Here is a 14,810-nt window from a genome sequence, read left to right on the forward strand (position 1 = left end):
GTAAGAAAGGTTGTGGGGTATGAAACATCGATTTAAAGCTTTAGAAGAATTTATGGAAGTTTTTAAACTAAAATGGAATCAATTATTGAATCAAAGAACAAATGAAGAAACACATCATCATGAAGAACATTGTCATGAACACAGTGAACATCATTGTCACGATTATGATTCTCAGCATCATTCTCATGAACACAGTGAACATCATAGTCACGATCATGATTCTCAGCATCATTCTCATGAACACGGTGACCATCACCATCATGATCATTGTGGTCATTGTTCCGGTCACCATTATCATGAAATTTCTTGGCAACGCTGGGTTCTTGCGATTGGTATGTTTGTATTAGCATTGTTTTTAGAAAGTAGTGTAGCTTGGATAGCAAATGCCTTATTCCTTTTAACAATTGCTTGTATTGGGAAGGAAGTCATTACTGAAGGAATTATGGATACTATTGAGGAAACAAAGCATTTAAAAAAGTTTCGTCCAAATGTTCATTTACTCATGACACTTGCTGCTCTTGGTGCGATTTTTATTGGGAAATTTGAAGAAGCAGCAATGCTAATTGTTATATTTACGATTGCCCATTCACTTGAAGAATATGTTGAAAAGAAAAGTCGTAAAGATATGACTCAATTATTACAATTACAACCAAAAGTAGCATTGAAAAAAATGAATCATGGACACTTTGAGGAAGTTGATGCTTCTTCTTTAGAAATTGGAGATATTATCCAAGTATTGAATGGAAGTCAAATTTCAGCAGATGGAATCATTATTGAAGGAATGTCCTCTATTAATCAAGCTTCTGTAACTGGAGAATCAATTCCAGTTGAAAAAGAAGTAGGAAGTGAAGTGTTTGCTGGAACTTTAAATTTAACCCAAACACTGCTCGTTAAGGTTACTAAAAAACAACAAGACAGTGTACTTGGAAAGATTATTACTTTAGTGCAAGAAGCTGGTCAATCATTAACTCGTACAGGTAGTTTCTTAAAGAAATGGGAACCAGTCTATGTCACAATTGTATTGGCTTTATTCCCAGTTGTGTTAGCAATCGGAATTCTATTTTTAAACTGGGATTTCTTAACAGCTTTTTATCGTGGAATGGTTTATTTAATTGCTGTATCTCCATGTGCACTAGCCGCTAGTGCTACACCGGTAACAGTGGCTGCTATTTCAACTTTATCTAGAAAAGGAATCTTTATTAAATCTGGAGCTTCTTTAGAAAAAATGTCTGAAGTTGAAGCGATTGCTTTTGATAAAACTGGTACACTAACAAATGGTATACCTAAAGTTGTGGCAAAAGTAATGGATAAAGATCGTGAATTTGAATTATATTCCATTCTTGTATCGATGGAGAAAAAAGTAAACCATCCATTAGCATTTGCAATCGTAGAATCTGGATTAGCTTATCGTACTTACTCATTATCTGTTATACCAAAAGTAGGAATTGGATTAGAAGCAACTCATAGAAATCATACATATCGTATTGGAAAACCTTCTAGTTTTGCTACATTAGGAAAATATACAGAAATTGTTGAGCAGTGGATGAATGAAGGGAAAACAGTTGTAGTTTTAAGTGAGGATCATTTAGTAGTTGGAGCAGTAGCCCTTTTAGATACTCCGAAAGAAGAGGCAAAACAAGTGATTGATTATTTCAAAGAAGAAAATATTCAAACGATGCTTTTAACGGGAGATTCTATTCAAACAGCTGAGGCAATTGCTAACGAATTAGAAGTGGATGAAGTAAGAGCTAATGTATTACCAGAAGAAAAAGCAAATACCTTAAAAGAGTGGTCCATGAAATATCCGACAATTGCAATGGTTGGAGATGGTATTAATGATGCACCAGCATTAGTGAATGCAGAAGTTGGAATTGCAATGGGAAAAGGAACTGATGTTGCAATGGAATCAAGTGATATTGTATTAATGAATAGTCAATTAGATTCTTTAAAAACATTACATAAAGTTTCAAAATTAATGATGACTGTTACAAAGCAAAATTTAATTTTTTCTTTATTGATAGTGATTGTATTAGTGTTATTAAATTTCCTTGGTTGGAGTGATTTAACACTTGGAGTCATTCTTCATGAAGGAAGTACTGTAGTAGTTCTATTACATGCATTAAGATTAATTTTTACACCAATTGAATAATGATGAAATTTTCTCTTTCAAATTCATAGAATTGAAAGAGAAATTTTTTTTTGCAAAAAATGTTTGACATTCAAAATATTATTTAGTATAGTTTGAATATCAAATGATTTGATATTCAAACTAATTAGGAGAAAGTAATGGAAACACCTCTAGAGAAAATTAATGAGTATTTGGTAGACGTCTTTAACCAAATGCTTGATATTGAAGAATCTTCATTGGCACAAAGTCAATTCAAAGATTTATCGATTAAAGAAATGCATGCAATTGAAGTAATCGGCATGTACCGTGAACTCACGACAACAGAAGTTGCCAATACATTAAATGTAACGGTTGGGACGCTAACAGTGGCAGTTAATGCATTAGTGAAGAAAGGATATGTTGAACGCTTAAAAGATACAAAAGATCGACGAATTGTTAGATTAGGTTTAACAAGTAAAGGACGTCTCTTGTATCGATTACATCGTAAGTTTCATGAAAAATTAGTGAAACGTACGATTGAAGGAATGAACGAGGAAGAAATGGCTATTTTAGTAAAAGGTCTTCATAATTTATATAACTTTTTACATGAAGCCAAAGCTGAAGTTCAAAAAGGAGAGATTTGATGTCCACTGTAAAAGTGATTCATACAAGTTCTTACCTACCAATTCATGAAATAAAAAATGCTGATTGGGAGCTTCAATTAGATACTACAGATGAATGGATTCGAAAAAGAACTGGAATTCAATCAAGACGTTATGCTAGAGAGTTAACAACAAGTGATTTAGCGATAAAAGCCGCTCAAAAACTTTTAGAAGAGTCTGCAATACATCCAGAAGAAATTGAATTTGTCATCGTAGCAACAATGACTCCTGATTCTATGAGCCCTTCTTGTGCAGCAAAAGTTCAAGGAGCAATTGGCGCCACTAATGCATTTGCATTTGATATAAGTGCAGCTTGTGCAGGATTTGTATTTGCTTTATCCACAGCTATAAAGATGCTTTCAGCCGGAAATCAAAAATATGGTATTGTGATTGGTGCTGAAACTATGTTATCTGTTTTAGACTGGAAGGATCGCTCAACTGCCATTCTTTTTGGTGATGGAGCGGGTGCGATTCTATTAGAAAAAACAGATGATGCAACATTATTTGTTGAAACTTTGCGTTCTGATGGCCAAAAAGGAGAAGCATTAGTTTGTGGAGAAAGATTGGAGCAACATACAATTTCCACGATGAGAATGGATGGTAGAGGAGTTTTTGAACTCGTTTCAAGGGAAGTTCCAAAAAATATTTCAGAAACTCTAGAAAAAGCTCAAATGAGTGCTGATGATGTAGATTTATATGTACTTCATCAAGCAAATGTTCGATTAATCGAACAAGTTGCAAAAAAATTAAAACAACCAATTGAAAAATTCCCAACAAATCTAGCTAGTGTAGGAAATACTTCAGCAGCAAGTATTCCAATTCTTCTAGATGAATTAGTTCGAAATCAATTGATTACGATTGGTAGTGGTCAAAAATTACTACTAAGTGGCTTTGGTGGCGGATTATCTTGGGGAAGTATGATAATAACAATTTAACTATTTGGAGGAAACAAACATGACATTCGAAAAAATTCAAGAAATTATTACAGAACAATTAGGAAAAGAAAAAGAAGAAGTACAATTATCAACTAGCTTAAAAGATGAATTAGAAGCAGATAGCTTAGATTTATTCCAAATCATCAATGATATTGAAGATGAATTTGATGTAAAAATCGATACAGAAGATGGATTAGAAACTGTAGAAGATTTAGTAAAATATGTTGATAACCAATTAGCAGAAAAATAATAAGGGATGGTTTTATGGAATCAAAAATTAGTCAATTACTTGGTATCCAGTATCCTATTATTCAAGGTGGAATGGCATGGGTTGCGAATCCATCTTTAGCAAGTGCGGTATCCAATGCAGGTGGGCTAGGAATTATTGCCTGTGGTCATGCTCCTGGTCCAGTTGTACAAGGATTTATTGATGAAATGAAGCAATTAACGGATAAACCTTTCGGAGTTAATATCATGCTATTAAGTCCTTTCGTAGATGAAGTAGTAGATGTGGTTTGCCAAGCGGGCGTAAAAGTTGTTTGTACTGGTGCTGGAAATCCAGGAAAATATATGGATAAATTTAAAGCTGCTGGTATTATTGTCATCCCAGTAGTAGCTTCTGTAGCTTTAGCAAAACGTATGGAAAAAGCTGGGGCTGACGCTGTTGTCATTGAAGGAATGGAAGCAGGAGGTCATATTGGTAAAACAACTACGATTGCTTTATTGCCTCAAGTAGTCGATGCTGTAAATATCCCTGTTATCGCAGCTGGTGGTATTGGTGATGGTCGTGGAATGGCAGCTGCATTGATGTTAGGTGCTGAAGCTGTTCAATTAGGAACTAGATTTTTAGTTGCAAAAGAATCTACTGCTCATGATAACTTTAAGCAAGCAGTGATTAAAGCAAAAGATATTGATACAGTAATTACTGGTCAAATTACTGGACATCCAGTTCGTGTATTAAGAAACAAATTAACAAAAATTTATTTACAAGCAGAAAAAGAAGAAACAAGTAAAGAAAATCCTGATTTCGAACGATTAGAAGCTATTGGAAAAGGAGCTCTTAGACGAATTGTTGTTGAAGGGGATACTCAAATGGGATCAATGATGGCAGGACAAATTGCTGGTTTAATTCAAAAAGAAGAAACTTGTAAAGAAATTATTGAAGAATTAATGAGAGATTCAATAAAAACGATTCAAGAACAAATGAAACGTTTTGAAGATTAATTTTTTTACGCAAAATTTATTTTGAACTTCAAAGTATAAGGAGTGCTTATGAAAACGGCTTTTATTTTCCCAGGACAAGGAAGTCAAAAACCTCAAATGGGGTTAGAGTTTCTAAATAATCCTATGGGTCAAAATTTATTAGAACAAACACAAAAAGTATTAGATTTTTCAGTATTAGAACTATTAGAAGATGAACATTCTACGAAGCTTCATGAAACAAAATATACACAGCCTTTATTATTATTTGTTTCAAAACTTATTTTACAGTTTCTTGAGGAAGAAGGATTTCATCCAGATTTCGTTGCCGGTCTATCTCTTGGGGAATATAGTGCATTAATGGCAAGTGGTGCATTAAGTTATGAATCAGCATTGACGCTTGTTTCAAAACGAGGAGAATGGATGCAAGAGGCAGCTAATCAAAATGCTGGTACAATGGCTGCTATTTTGGGATTAGAAGATGAAGTCATTGAAAAGGTATGTAAAGAATTACAAGAACAAGGATTATTAGTATCGCCTGCCAATTATAATACACCAGGACAATTAGTAATCGGTGGGAAAAAGGATGCTGTTGAAATAGCAGTAGAAAAATTAAAAGAACAAGGAGCAAAACGTGCGATTGTTCTTCCCGTAAGTGGAGCTTTTCATACAGAATTAATGACTCCAGCAGCAGAAAAATTTAATGACTTTATAGAAATAATTTCGTTTCAAACACCAAGTATTCCAGTATTAAGTAATGTGACTGGAGTACAACATTCTATTCCGATTAAAGCAGAAATATTGACACAACAAATCACTCATTCTGTTAAATGGAAACAAAATGTTGAATGGATGTTAGAACAAGGTGTACGAGTGTTTGTAGAAATTGGACCTGGAAAAAGTTTATCTCAAATGATTAAGCAAATTGCCAAAAGTCATTCAATCGAAGTAACTGTACTTCAAACAGAATCAATGAAGTTGTTGGATCAAACAGTACAAGAATTACGAAGAATGAAAGAGGGAAACAGATGAAATTTATTGATAAGACAGTCGTTGTAACGGGAAGTAGAAGAGGAATTGGATTAGGCATTGCATTAGCTTTTGCAAAAGAAGGGGCTAATATTGTCCTAAATGCAACTTCAGAAATTGACCAAGAAGTATTAGAGCTATTTACTCCATATCCAGGAGAAGTTCTAAGTGTTGTTGGTGATATTTCAAAATTTGAGGTTGCTGAAAGTTTAGTGGAACAAACGATTGAGAAGTTTTCAAAAATAGATGTATTAATTAATAATGCTGGAATTACTCGTGATGGATTAGTGTTAAAAATGAAAGAAAAAGATTTTGATGATGTCATTGATGTTAATTTAAAAGGTTGTTTCAACTTAATTCGTTTTGCTAGTCCATACATGGTACGTCAAAAATCGGGAAGTATTATTAATATGACAAGTATTGTTGGTGTATCTGGTAATGCTGGTCAAGTAAATTATGCTGCAAGTAAAGCAGGAATTATTGGTTTAACAAAATCAGTAGCAAAAGAAATTGGTTCAAGAGGAATTACCGTTAATGCTATCGCACCTGGATATATTGATACTGAAATGACACAAGCACTTCCAGAAAAAATTCGCAAGGAATGGGAAAAACAAATTCCAATGCGTAAATTTGGAACAGTTGAAGATATTGCTGAAGCTTGTTTATATTTAGCCGAACAAAAATATATGACAGGACAAGTATTACAAATTAACGGTGGTTTATATATGTAAAGGAGGAAAAACATGAATCGAGTAGTCATTACAGGAATGGGTGCTATTACACCATTAGGAAATGATGTTGCCAGTTTTTGGGATGGATTGAAAAATGGTAAAAATGGTATAGATTTCATTACAAAATTTGATACGAAAGATATTGATGTTCATGTAGCTGCAGAAGTAAAAGGATTTGATCCTACTTTATATATGGACCGAAAAGAAGCAAAGCGAATGGATTTATTTTGCCAATATGGAATTGCGGCAGCGTTACAAGCAGTTGAACATAGTGGAATTACTCATGAAAATACGGATTTTGACCGTTTTGGTGTCATTGTAAGTTCTGGTATCGGTGGTTTACCAACGATGGAACAACAAATCATCAAAATGCATGACAAAGGTCCAACTAGAGTTGCTCCATTATTTGTTCCGATGACAATAGGGAATATGATTGCTGGAAATATTTCTATGAAAACAGGAGCTAGAGGAATTTGTACTTCGATTGTAACAGCTTGTGCAAGTGGAACTCATGCGATTGGTGAAGCTTTCAGAAATATTAAGCACGGTTATTCTGATGTCATTTTAGCTGGTGGTTCAGAAGCAACGATTTGTGAAATTGGGATTGCAGGATTTGCTGCTTTAACAGCATTAAGTAATAGCAAAGACCCAAATGCAGCTTCTATCCCATTTGATAAAAACCGTAATGGTTTTGTGATGGGGGAAGGAGCAGGAGTTGTTGTTTTAGAAAGTTTAGAACATGCTCAAAAAAGAGGAGCAACGATTTATGCTGAAATCGTTGGTTATGGAGCAACAGCTGATGCTTATCATATGACGGCTCCTACACCAGATGGTAGTGGTGCAGGAAAAGCAATTTTACAGGCTTTAAATGAAGCGCAATTATCTCCAAGTGATGTAGATTATATTAATGCTCATGGAACAAGTACTCCTGCAAATGATTCTTCTGAAGTAACAGCAATTCGCTACGCTTTAAAAGAAGCTGCAGATAAGGTACATGTTTCAAGTACAAAATCAATGACAGGACATTTATTAGGTGCTGCAGGAGCTATTGAAGCAATTGCATGTATTAAAGCAGTTGGAGAGGATTTTATTCCACCGACGATTAATGTAAAAGAACAAGATGAAGCATGTTCTGTAAATGTAACAGCACTAACAGGTGTTGCAAAAGAAGTAAATGTTGCCATTAGTAATTCATTAGGATTTGGTGGACATAATGCAGTTTTATGCTTCAAGAAGTGGAAAGGATAATGTATGAATATAGAGGATTTAAAAGCTATTGTTTCGTTATTCGATCATTCAAGTTTAATGGAATTGCATTTACAACAAAAGGGAGTAGATCTTCAACTTTCTAAACGAGAAAATTATCCAGTAAGTGGTTCTAAACAAGTTGTTGAAACGATTGAAGAGAAGCCAGTGGCAGTTGTATCTACAAAAGAAATCATTGCTGAAACGGTAGCTACTAAAGCTCCTGAAGTTCAAGAAACAGTTGCAAAAGAAGATTTACAATATATTAAAAGTCCAATTGTGGGGATTGTGTATTTAGCACCATCTCCAGATGATCCTACTTTTGTTCAAGTTCAGGATAAAGTTCAAGTTGGACAACCAGTATGTATTATTGAAGCAATGAAAATTATGAATGAAATCAATGCAGAAATTTCTGGTGAAGTAGTTGAAATACTTGTTGAAAACGGACAAATGGTAGATTACGGGCAAGAATTATTTGCTATTAAGAAAAATTAGGAGGCTTATCATGAGTGTAATGACAGTAACAGATGTAATGAAATTAATTCCAAATCGTTTTCCAATTTTATATATTGACCGAGTAGAAGAATTAATTCCAGGTGAGCACGTAGTGGCTACTAAAAATGTAACATATAATGAGCATGTTTTCCAAGGACATTTCCCTGGAGAACCAGTATTGCCAGGAGTTTTAATTGTAGAAGCTTTAGCACAAGCTGGCTCAATTCCATTATTATCATTAGAAAGTTTTAAAGGAAAAACTGCTTATTTAGGTGGTTTAAATCATGTGAAATTTAGAAAAAAAGTAACACCAGGAGATGTTTTAACGCTTCAAGTGGATATTCTTAAATTAAAAGAATATGCAGGAATTGGTAAAGCAAAGGCCTTTGTAGATGGTAAAGTTGTTTGTGAAGCGGAGTTAACCTTTATTATTGGTAGGTAGGATATGTTTAAAAGAATTTTAATTGCAAATCGAGGAGAAATTGCTTGTCGATTGATTCGTGCATGTAGAGAGCTTCAAATTGAAACCGTAGCAGTTTATTCTCAAGCTGATTCTGAAGCATTACATGTACAATTAGCAGATTATGCCGTTTGCATAGGTAAAAATATTAGTAAAGAATCTTATTTGAATGTTGAAAATATTTTAAGTGCAGCTGTATTAACTGGATCACAAGCGATTCATCCAGGTTTTGGTTTTTTATCAGAAAATCCTAAATTTGCAAAAATGTGTGAAGAATGTCAGGTGAAATTCATTGGACCTAGCGCACATGTCATTCAAATGATGGGAGATAAAGCACAAGCTCGTAAACAAATGATGAAAGCAGGAGTTCCCGTTATACCAGGTAGTGACGGTGTTGTTCCTACGGTTGAAGAAGGATTAAAAATTGCAGAAAATATTGGATTTCCTCTTTTAATTAAAGCTGTCGCAGGTGGCGGTGGAAAAGGAATTCGTAAAGTTCAAAGTTTAGATGAGTTTGAAAAACAATTTTTAGCAGCTCAACAAGAAGCGCTTCAAGCATTTGGAAATGAAGAAGTGTATATTGAGCGAATTATTTATCCAGCTAAACATATTGAGTTTCAAATTTTAGCAGATTCGTATGGAAATGTTGTTCATTTAGGGGAACGTGATTGTTCTTTACAAAGAAAAAATCAAAAAATTATTGAAGAAGCTCCAAGTCCTTATTTAGATGACAATTTACGTAAAGAAATGGGGCAAGCAGCTGTATTAGCTGCAACATCAGTAGGCTATGAAAATGCTGGAACGATTGAATTTTTAGTGGATCAGGATAAACATTTCTATTTTATGGAGATGAATACTCGTATTCAAGTAGAACATCCAATTACAGAAATGATAACAGGCATTGATTTAGTAGAATGGCAATTAAAAGTAGCATTTGGCGAAAGATTAAACTTTACTCAAGATGAGATTCAAATTAAAGGGCACTCGATCGAATGTCGTTTAAATGCAGAATGTCCAAGAGAAAACTTTAGACCAGCGCCTGGAACGATTGAAGTCTTACATCAACCAAATGGAGGTTTAGGAGTAAGAATTGAATCAGCTTTATATTCTGGATATAAAATTCCACCATTTTATGATTCTATGTTATCAAAATTAATTGTCCATGCACCAAGTAGAAGTCAAGCCATTTCAAAAATGGAACGAGTTCTGCGAGAATTAGTAGTTGAAGGCGTTGAGACGAATAAGGAATTTTTACAAGATTTATTGCAATCAACTTTTTTTGAAAGAGGAGATTATACGACAAATGTTGTAGAAGAAAAATTTTTACCAGAATGGTTTAATGAGTCTCGTCCATAAAGGAGTGATTAAATGGGTTTATTTAAAAAACGTCCTTATATTTCATTAAAACAGAATCCTGTTGATGTAGAAGAATCTGAAAAAACTCCAATGATACCAGATGGGAAATGGATTCAATGCCCACATTGTCAAAAAACGGTTTATTTAGAGGATATTGGAGAGTTTCAAATTTGTCCAAACTGTGATTATCATTTTAGATTAACTCCAAAACAAAGAATTTCCATTATGACTGATGAATTTGAAGAGTGGTTTAATGACGAACAAATGAAAGTAGCAGTCGATTTCCCAGGGTATGACTTGAAACAGAAAAAAGCACGACAAACAACAGGGGAAGAAGAAGCTGTAACGGTTGGGCTTGCAAAAATTAGTCACTTACCATTTGTTTTAGCGATTATGAATCCCTATTTTATGATGGGTTCAATGGGACAAGTAGTTGGTGAGAAACTGACTTTAGCCTTTGAAGAAGCAACCAAGAGAAAGCTTCCAATTATAGTTTGCACAGCTTCTGGTGGCGCTAGAATGCAAGAAGGAATTTATTCATTAATGCAAATGGCAAAAATTAGTGGAGCAGTACAAGCGCATCACTTAGAAGGATTATTATATATCACAGTATTAACAGATCCTACAACAGGTGGTGTGACTGCAAGTTTTGCCATGCAAGGGGATATTATTATTAGTGAACCAAAAGCAATTGTTGGATTTGCAGGTAAACGTGTGATTGAGCAAACGATGAAAGAAAAATTACCGGATGATTTCCAACAAGCAGAAACTGTACAGGCAAATGGATTTATTGATGCTATTATTCATCGTACTCAGTTAAAAGAAACATTAAAAACTCTTTTAAGTCTACATTCTTTAGAGGAGGAATTCAGATGAAACCAATGAAAATCGTCCAAAAAGCACGTGATATCAACCGTGCAACTACTAAAGAATGGATTGACGAAATTTTCGATGACTTTATAGAATTAAAAGGAGATCGTTTTTTTGCAGATGATGCTGCCATTATTGGAGGAATTGCTCGTTTAAAAGAGATTCCAGTTACAGTCATTGGAATGCAAAAAGGTCATACTTTAAAAGAAAATATTGAGCGTAACTTTGGACAAGTTCATCCAGAAGGTTATCGAAAAAGTTTAAGATTAATGAAACAAGCTGAAAAATTTAATCGTCCTATTATTACAATGATTAATACAGCTGGAGCTTTTTGTGGTAAAAGTGCTGAAGATAGAGGGATTGGGGAAGCCATTGCTAAAAATCTTCAAGAGATGAGTCATTTAACCGTTCCAGTTATTGCCATTTTAATGGGTGAAGGTGGAAGTGGAGGAGCTATTGCATTAGCTGTTGCTAATGAAGTTTGGATGATGGAATATGCCATCTATTCAATTTTATCTCCAGAAGGATTTGCTTCAATCTTGTGGAAAGATAGTTCAAAAGCAGAACAAGCAAGTGAATTAATGAAGTTTACAAGTAAGGAATTATTCGAAGAAGGAATTGTTGATAAAATTATTTTAGAGAAAAACCGTTCGTTTAAAAAAATAGCGACAGAACTTCAAACTTCTTTATTGGCATCTTTAAAAGAATGGCGTACCAAATCAAAGGAAGAACTAGTAAGCCAACGCTTAGAAAAATTTAGAAAATTTTAAATGAATGCAGGACAACTATGACATTTTGTTGTAGTTGTTTTTTGTTTAAAGAATATATAAACAATTGATTTATACGTGTAACACGTGTTATAATATTTATGTCAGGAGGTAGAGCGCTATGCCGATGACACAAAATGAGATGGTCAAACTTCTTATCGCTCATGGTTGGTTAAAAACAAAGGGTGGTAAAGGTTCCCATGTAAAAATGGAGAAACAAGGAGAAAGACCTATCATAATTCCCCATGGTGAGTTAAATAAATTCACTGAAAAAGGGATAAGAAAGCAAGCTGGGTTATAATACTCAGCCTCTGCTTTTCTAATTGGAGGTATGAAAATGTTAGTGACTTATCCAGCGTTATTTTATTATGATGATTCAGATGATACAAGTGCACCTTACTTTGTACATTTTCCAGATTTTTCAGATATGTCTGGTACTCAAGGAAAAGATATTAGTGATGCATTGGAAATGGCAAGTGAATGGTTAGGTATGAATGCTGCGGATTGTATTGAAAATGATATAGATTTACCTAAACCATCAGATATAAATTCTTTATCTTTAGTTGAGCATAATCCTTTCAAAGATGATAAAGATATTGAAATTAAATTTAATTCAAAAAAATCTTTTGTTTCTATGGTTTGTGTGGATGTAAACAAATATTTAGGAAATCAAGAACCAGTTAAAAAAACATTAACGATACCAAGATGGGCTGATAAGTTAGGAAGAGAATTAGGCTTAAATTTTTCTCAAACATTAACTGAAGCAATAGTAGAAAGAAAAATAAACTTTTAGGGTCACCTAAAAGTTTATTTTTTTCTTAAAAATCATATATATTATTGAGTTTTTTTGTTATACTAGGTTACACAAAAGATTTTGGAAGGTGATTATATGATTAGAGTTGAAAAAGTAAGAAATGCAATGAAGGATTTAGAAATTGATGGATTAATTGTTTATAGTCCATATAATTTACGTTACTTAACGAATTTTACAGGTACAACAGGTTTTTCATTAATTACATTAAATGAAGCATATTTTGTAACAGATGCTCGATATACTCAACAAGCTCAAAAACAAGCACAAGGATTTACAGTGATTGAACATAAAACAGGTTGGTTAGGTGTATTCCGTGAATTAATTGAAAAACATGGATTAAAACATGTTGGGTTTGAAGCAGATCACTTATCTGTTTCAATGTTAGAAGTTTTTGAAGATGAATTTGATACAGATTTAGTTCCAACTCAAGGATTAGTAGAAAAAATTCGTGAAATTAAAGATGAAACTGAAATTCAAACGATTCGTAAAGCTTGTTCGATTTCTGATGCAGCCTTTTTACATATTTTAAATGTACTAAAAGCTGGTATGAGTGAAATTGAAGTGGCCAATGAATTAGATTTCTTCATGAGAAAACAAGGCGCATCTGGCGTTTCATTTGATACAATTATTGCAAGTGGTGTTCGTTCTTCAATGCCTCACGGTGTTGCTAGTGAGAAATTAATTGAAACTGGTGATTTAGTAACATTAGACTTTGGATGTTACTATCAAGGTTATGTTTCTGATATGACTCGTACAATTGCTGTAGGGGAACCAATAGATCAATTAAAAGAAATTCATGATGTTGTATTACAAGCTCAATTATTAGTAAGTGCAGCAGCAGGACCAGGTAAAACTGGAGTAGAATTAGATAAAATTGCTCGTGACTATATTGCAAGTAAAGGATATGGCGAATACTTCACGCACTCAACTGGTCATGGAATTGGTTTAGAAATTCATGAAGCACCAAATGTAAGTCGTTTAGCAACTCAAGCATTCGTTCCAGGAAATGTGATTACAAATGAACCAGGAATTTATATTCCAGGTGTTGGTGGCGTTCGTATTGAAGATGATATTATTATTACACCAACTGGTGGAGAAGTGATTCAACAAGTTCCACGTGAATTGATTATTTTATAAGATACTACCTTGTGAGTTGTGATAGAACAAAAATCATGGTAAACTGTAGAAGAGAGTGAAGATCATGATTCGTGATGCTCATTGAGACAGATAGCGATTCAGAATCTTTGTAAAAGGAGGTTCATTATGGAAAAATATTCAAATCAAACAGCCGTTTTAGGTGCTATTGAAATTGCCCCTGAAGTGATTGAGAGCATTGCAGGAATTGTTGCTTCTAAAGTGGAAGGATTCCATCCTTTATCAGGAATTATTAAGACAAGTGTGAATACACTTTTTGGACGTGAAGAACTAGCTAAAGGTGCTTATTTAACCCAAGAACAAGGTGAATTTATTCTTGATGTGTACGGTAATGTGGATTATGGAGTATCTATTCCAAAATTAGCATTATTATTACAAAATAAAATTAAAGAACAATTATTATTTAGTTGTGAACTAGAAATTTCTCAAGTAAATATTCATGTTCAAACAATTATTCCAGCAAAAAATGTTGATTCAGAATTATTTGAATTGGGGGATGAAGAGTGAGTCGTAACCCATTAAAAAGACGTGCACTACGTATTATTGCTATTCAAGCTTTGTATCAAATGGATATTTGTAAAGATTTATCAGAATTTGATGCTGTTCGCTTAGCGTTAGATGTATTGCATGATGAACAATCATTTGATGAAGAAGTATATTCTAATGAAGCGTTATTGGATGAGTTTCCAGAAATTCATTATTCATTAGATTTAATCCAAGGGGTTCAAAACCAGTTAGAAGAGATTGATGCTTTAATTTCCTTACATTTAAAAGGATGGGAATTAAATCGAATCGTTCGCTTAGATTTAATGATTATGCGTGTAGCAGTTTGCGAAATGCGTTCACCTGAATTGGAAGTTCCTCAAACAGTTGCATTGAATGAAGCAATTGAAATTGCAAAATTATATAGTGATGAAAAATCAGCGAAATTTATTAATGGTGTCTTATCAAACTTTGTTGAAGGGTAAGTCAGTATAGGAGGTT

18 protein-coding genes are annotated in these 14,810 nt (G+C 33.7%); all 18 read left to right on the plus strand.

The features are described from left to right. The first annotated feature begins 19 nt into the window (after nucleotides 1–19). The 18 genes from RWR88_RS03480 to nusB all read left to right on the plus strand — a co-directional run bounded on the left by RWR88_RS03480 (nucleotide 20) and on the right by nusB (nucleotide 14,794). Nucleotides 20–2,149, plus strand: a complete 2,130-nt coding sequence (locus RWR88_RS03480) for a heavy metal translocating P-type ATPase (protein WP_314450692.1) — start codon at nucleotides 20–22, stop codon at nucleotides 2,147–2,149. Between the two features lie 137 nt (nucleotides 2,150–2,286). Beyond that, on the plus strand, nucleotides 2,287–2,751 hold the full coding sequence (locus RWR88_RS03485; protein WP_314450693.1) for a MarR family transcriptional regulator: 465 nt from the start codon (nucleotides 2,287–2,289) through the stop codon (nucleotides 2,749–2,751). Then, the gene (locus RWR88_RS03490; protein WP_314450694.1) at nucleotides 2,751–3,704 is read left to right on the plus strand and encodes a beta-ketoacyl-ACP synthase III; all 954 of its coding nucleotides are present in this window, start codon (nucleotides 2,751–2,753) and stop codon (nucleotides 3,702–3,704) included. The genes RWR88_RS03485 and RWR88_RS03490 overlap by 1 nt, the downstream gene beginning before the upstream one ends. Nucleotides 3,705–3,723: 19 nt before the next feature. Further along, complete coding sequence (locus RWR88_RS03495; protein ID WP_006702532.1) at nucleotides 3,724–3,954, plus strand: acyl carrier protein; 231 nt, start codon at nucleotides 3,724–3,726, stop codon at nucleotides 3,952–3,954. A 14-nt stretch (nucleotides 3,955–3,968) separates the two neighbouring features. Further along, a complete protein-coding gene (gene fabK / locus RWR88_RS03500) occupies nucleotides 3,969–4,928 on the plus strand; it encodes an enoyl-[acyl-carrier-protein] reductase FabK (RefSeq protein WP_006702533.1) in 960 nt (319 codons plus the stop codon). Nucleotides 4,929–4,976: 48 nt separating this feature from the next. Beyond that, nucleotides 4,977–5,936, plus strand: a complete 960-nt coding sequence (gene fabD, locus RWR88_RS03505; protein WP_314349136.1) for an ACP S-malonyltransferase — start codon at nucleotides 4,977–4,979, stop codon at nucleotides 5,934–5,936. After that, a complete protein-coding gene (gene fabG / locus RWR88_RS03510; protein ID WP_314349135.1) occupies nucleotides 5,933–6,664 on the plus strand; it encodes a 3-oxoacyl-[acyl-carrier-protein] reductase in 732 nt (243 codons plus the stop codon). The genes fabD and fabG overlap by 4 nt, the downstream gene beginning before the upstream one ends. A gap of 12 nt (nucleotides 6,665–6,676) precedes the next feature. Continuing rightward, on the plus strand, nucleotides 6,677–7,912 hold the full coding sequence (fabF, locus tag RWR88_RS03515) for a beta-ketoacyl-ACP synthase II (RefSeq protein WP_314349134.1): 1,236 nt from the start codon (nucleotides 6,677–6,679) through the stop codon (nucleotides 7,910–7,912). A gap of 3 nt (nucleotides 7,913–7,915) precedes the next feature. Beyond that, entirely contained in the window at nucleotides 7,916–8,404 is a 489-nt protein-coding gene (gene accB / locus RWR88_RS03520) for an acetyl-CoA carboxylase biotin carboxyl carrier protein (protein ID WP_314349133.1), read from the plus strand. Between the two features lie 10 nt (nucleotides 8,405–8,414). After that, nucleotides 8,415–8,846: a 3-hydroxyacyl-ACP dehydratase FabZ gene (gene fabZ / locus RWR88_RS03525; RefSeq protein WP_006702538.1), complete on the plus strand. Its 432-nt coding sequence runs from the start codon at nucleotides 8,415–8,417 to the stop codon at nucleotides 8,844–8,846. A 3-nt stretch (nucleotides 8,847–8,849) separates the two neighbouring features. Continuing rightward, nucleotides 8,850–10,220, plus strand: a complete 1,371-nt coding sequence (gene accC, locus RWR88_RS03530) for an acetyl-CoA carboxylase biotin carboxylase subunit (protein ID WP_314450695.1) — start codon at nucleotides 8,850–8,852, stop codon at nucleotides 10,218–10,220. Nucleotides 10,221–10,232: 12 nt separating this feature from the next. Continuing rightward, a complete protein-coding gene (accD, locus tag RWR88_RS03535) occupies nucleotides 10,233–11,096 on the plus strand; it encodes an acetyl-CoA carboxylase, carboxyltransferase subunit beta (protein ID WP_314450696.1) in 864 nt (287 codons plus the stop codon). Further along, a complete protein-coding gene (gene accA / locus RWR88_RS03540) occupies nucleotides 11,093–11,860 on the plus strand; it encodes an acetyl-CoA carboxylase carboxyl transferase subunit alpha (RefSeq protein WP_314353586.1) in 768 nt (255 codons plus the stop codon). Before accD ends, accA begins: the two co-directional genes overlap by 4 nt. A gap of 118 nt (nucleotides 11,861–11,978) precedes the next feature. After that, nucleotides 11,979–12,158, plus strand: a complete 180-nt coding sequence (locus RWR88_RS03545; RefSeq protein WP_314450697.1) for a type II toxin-antitoxin system HicA family toxin — start codon at nucleotides 11,979–11,981, stop codon at nucleotides 12,156–12,158. Between the two features lie 36 nt (nucleotides 12,159–12,194). Beyond that, nucleotides 12,195–12,650: a type II toxin-antitoxin system HicB family antitoxin gene (locus RWR88_RS03550; RefSeq protein WP_314450699.1), complete on the plus strand. Its 456-nt coding sequence runs from the start codon at nucleotides 12,195–12,197 to the stop codon at nucleotides 12,648–12,650. Nucleotides 12,651–12,746: 96 nt separating this feature from the next. Continuing rightward, complete coding sequence (locus RWR88_RS03555; RefSeq protein WP_314450700.1) at nucleotides 12,747–13,808, plus strand: Xaa-Pro peptidase family protein; 1,062 nt, start codon at nucleotides 12,747–12,749, stop codon at nucleotides 13,806–13,808. Nucleotides 13,809–13,934: 126 nt separating this feature from the next. Beyond that, the gene (locus RWR88_RS03560; RefSeq protein ID WP_006702545.1) at nucleotides 13,935–14,333 is read left to right on the plus strand and encodes an Asp23/Gls24 family envelope stress response protein; all 399 of its coding nucleotides are present in this window, start codon (nucleotides 13,935–13,937) and stop codon (nucleotides 14,331–14,333) included. Further along, nucleotides 14,330–14,794: a transcription antitermination factor NusB gene (gene nusB / locus RWR88_RS03565; protein WP_314450701.1), complete on the plus strand. Its 465-nt coding sequence runs from the start codon at nucleotides 14,330–14,332 to the stop codon at nucleotides 14,792–14,794. Before RWR88_RS03560 ends, nusB begins: the two co-directional genes overlap by 4 nt. Nucleotides 14,795–14,810 lie beyond the last annotated feature (16 nt).

This window comes from uncultured Granulicatella sp. (genome assembly GCF_963528195.1).
Classification (GTDB): Bacteria; Bacillota; Bacilli; order Lactobacillales; family Aerococcaceae; genus Granulicatella.

Coding starts and splice junctions, on each gene's coding strand:
- RWR88_RS03555 (WP_314450700.1), top strand. CDS start 12,747: ATGATTAGAGTTGAAAAAGTAAGAAATGCAATGAAGGATTTAGAAATT.
- RWR88_RS03545 (WP_314450697.1), top strand. CDS start 11,979: ATGCCGATGACACAAAATGAGATGGTCAAACTTCTTATCGCTCATGGT.
- accC (WP_314450695.1), top strand. CDS start 8,850: ATGTTTAAAAGAATTTTAATTGCAAATCGAGGAGAAATTGCTTGTCGA.
- fabZ (WP_006702538.1), top strand. CDS start 8,415: ATGAGTGTAATGACAGTAACAGATGTAATGAAATTAATTCCAAATCGT.
- fabD (WP_314349136.1), top strand. CDS start 4,977: ATGAAAACGGCTTTTATTTTCCCAGGACAAGGAAGTCAAAAACCTCAA.
- accB (WP_314349133.1), top strand. CDS start 7,916: ATGAATATAGAGGATTTAAAAGCTATTGTTTCGTTATTCGATCATTCA.
- RWR88_RS03550 (WP_314450699.1), top strand. CDS start 12,195: ATGTTAGTGACTTATCCAGCGTTATTTTATTATGATGATTCAGATGAT.
- fabG (WP_314349135.1), top strand. CDS start 5,933: ATGAAATTTATTGATAAGACAGTCGTTGTAACGGGAAGTAGAAGAGGA.
- accD (WP_314450696.1), top strand. CDS start 10,233: ATGGGTTTATTTAAAAAACGTCCTTATATTTCATTAAAACAGAATCCT.
- RWR88_RS03485 (WP_314450693.1), top strand. CDS start 2,287: ATGGAAACACCTCTAGAGAAAATTAATGAGTATTTGGTAGACGTCTTT.
- RWR88_RS03560 (WP_006702545.1), top strand. CDS start 13,935: ATGGAAAAATATTCAAATCAAACAGCCGTTTTAGGTGCTATTGAAATT.
- fabF (WP_314349134.1), top strand. CDS start 6,677: ATGAATCGAGTAGTCATTACAGGAATGGGTGCTATTACACCATTAGGA.
- fabK (WP_006702533.1), top strand. CDS start 3,969: ATGGAATCAAAAATTAGTCAATTACTTGGTATCCAGTATCCTATTATT.
- RWR88_RS03490 (WP_314450694.1), top strand. CDS start 2,751: ATGTCCACTGTAAAAGTGATTCATACAAGTTCTTACCTACCAATTCAT.
- RWR88_RS03480 (WP_314450692.1), top strand. CDS start 20: ATGAAACATCGATTTAAAGCTTTAGAAGAATTTATGGAAGTTTTTAAA.
- accA (WP_314353586.1), top strand. CDS start 11,093: ATGAAACCAATGAAAATCGTCCAAAAAGCACGTGATATCAACCGTGCA.
- RWR88_RS03495 (WP_006702532.1), top strand. CDS start 3,724: ATGACATTCGAAAAAATTCAAGAAATTATTACAGAACAATTAGGAAAA.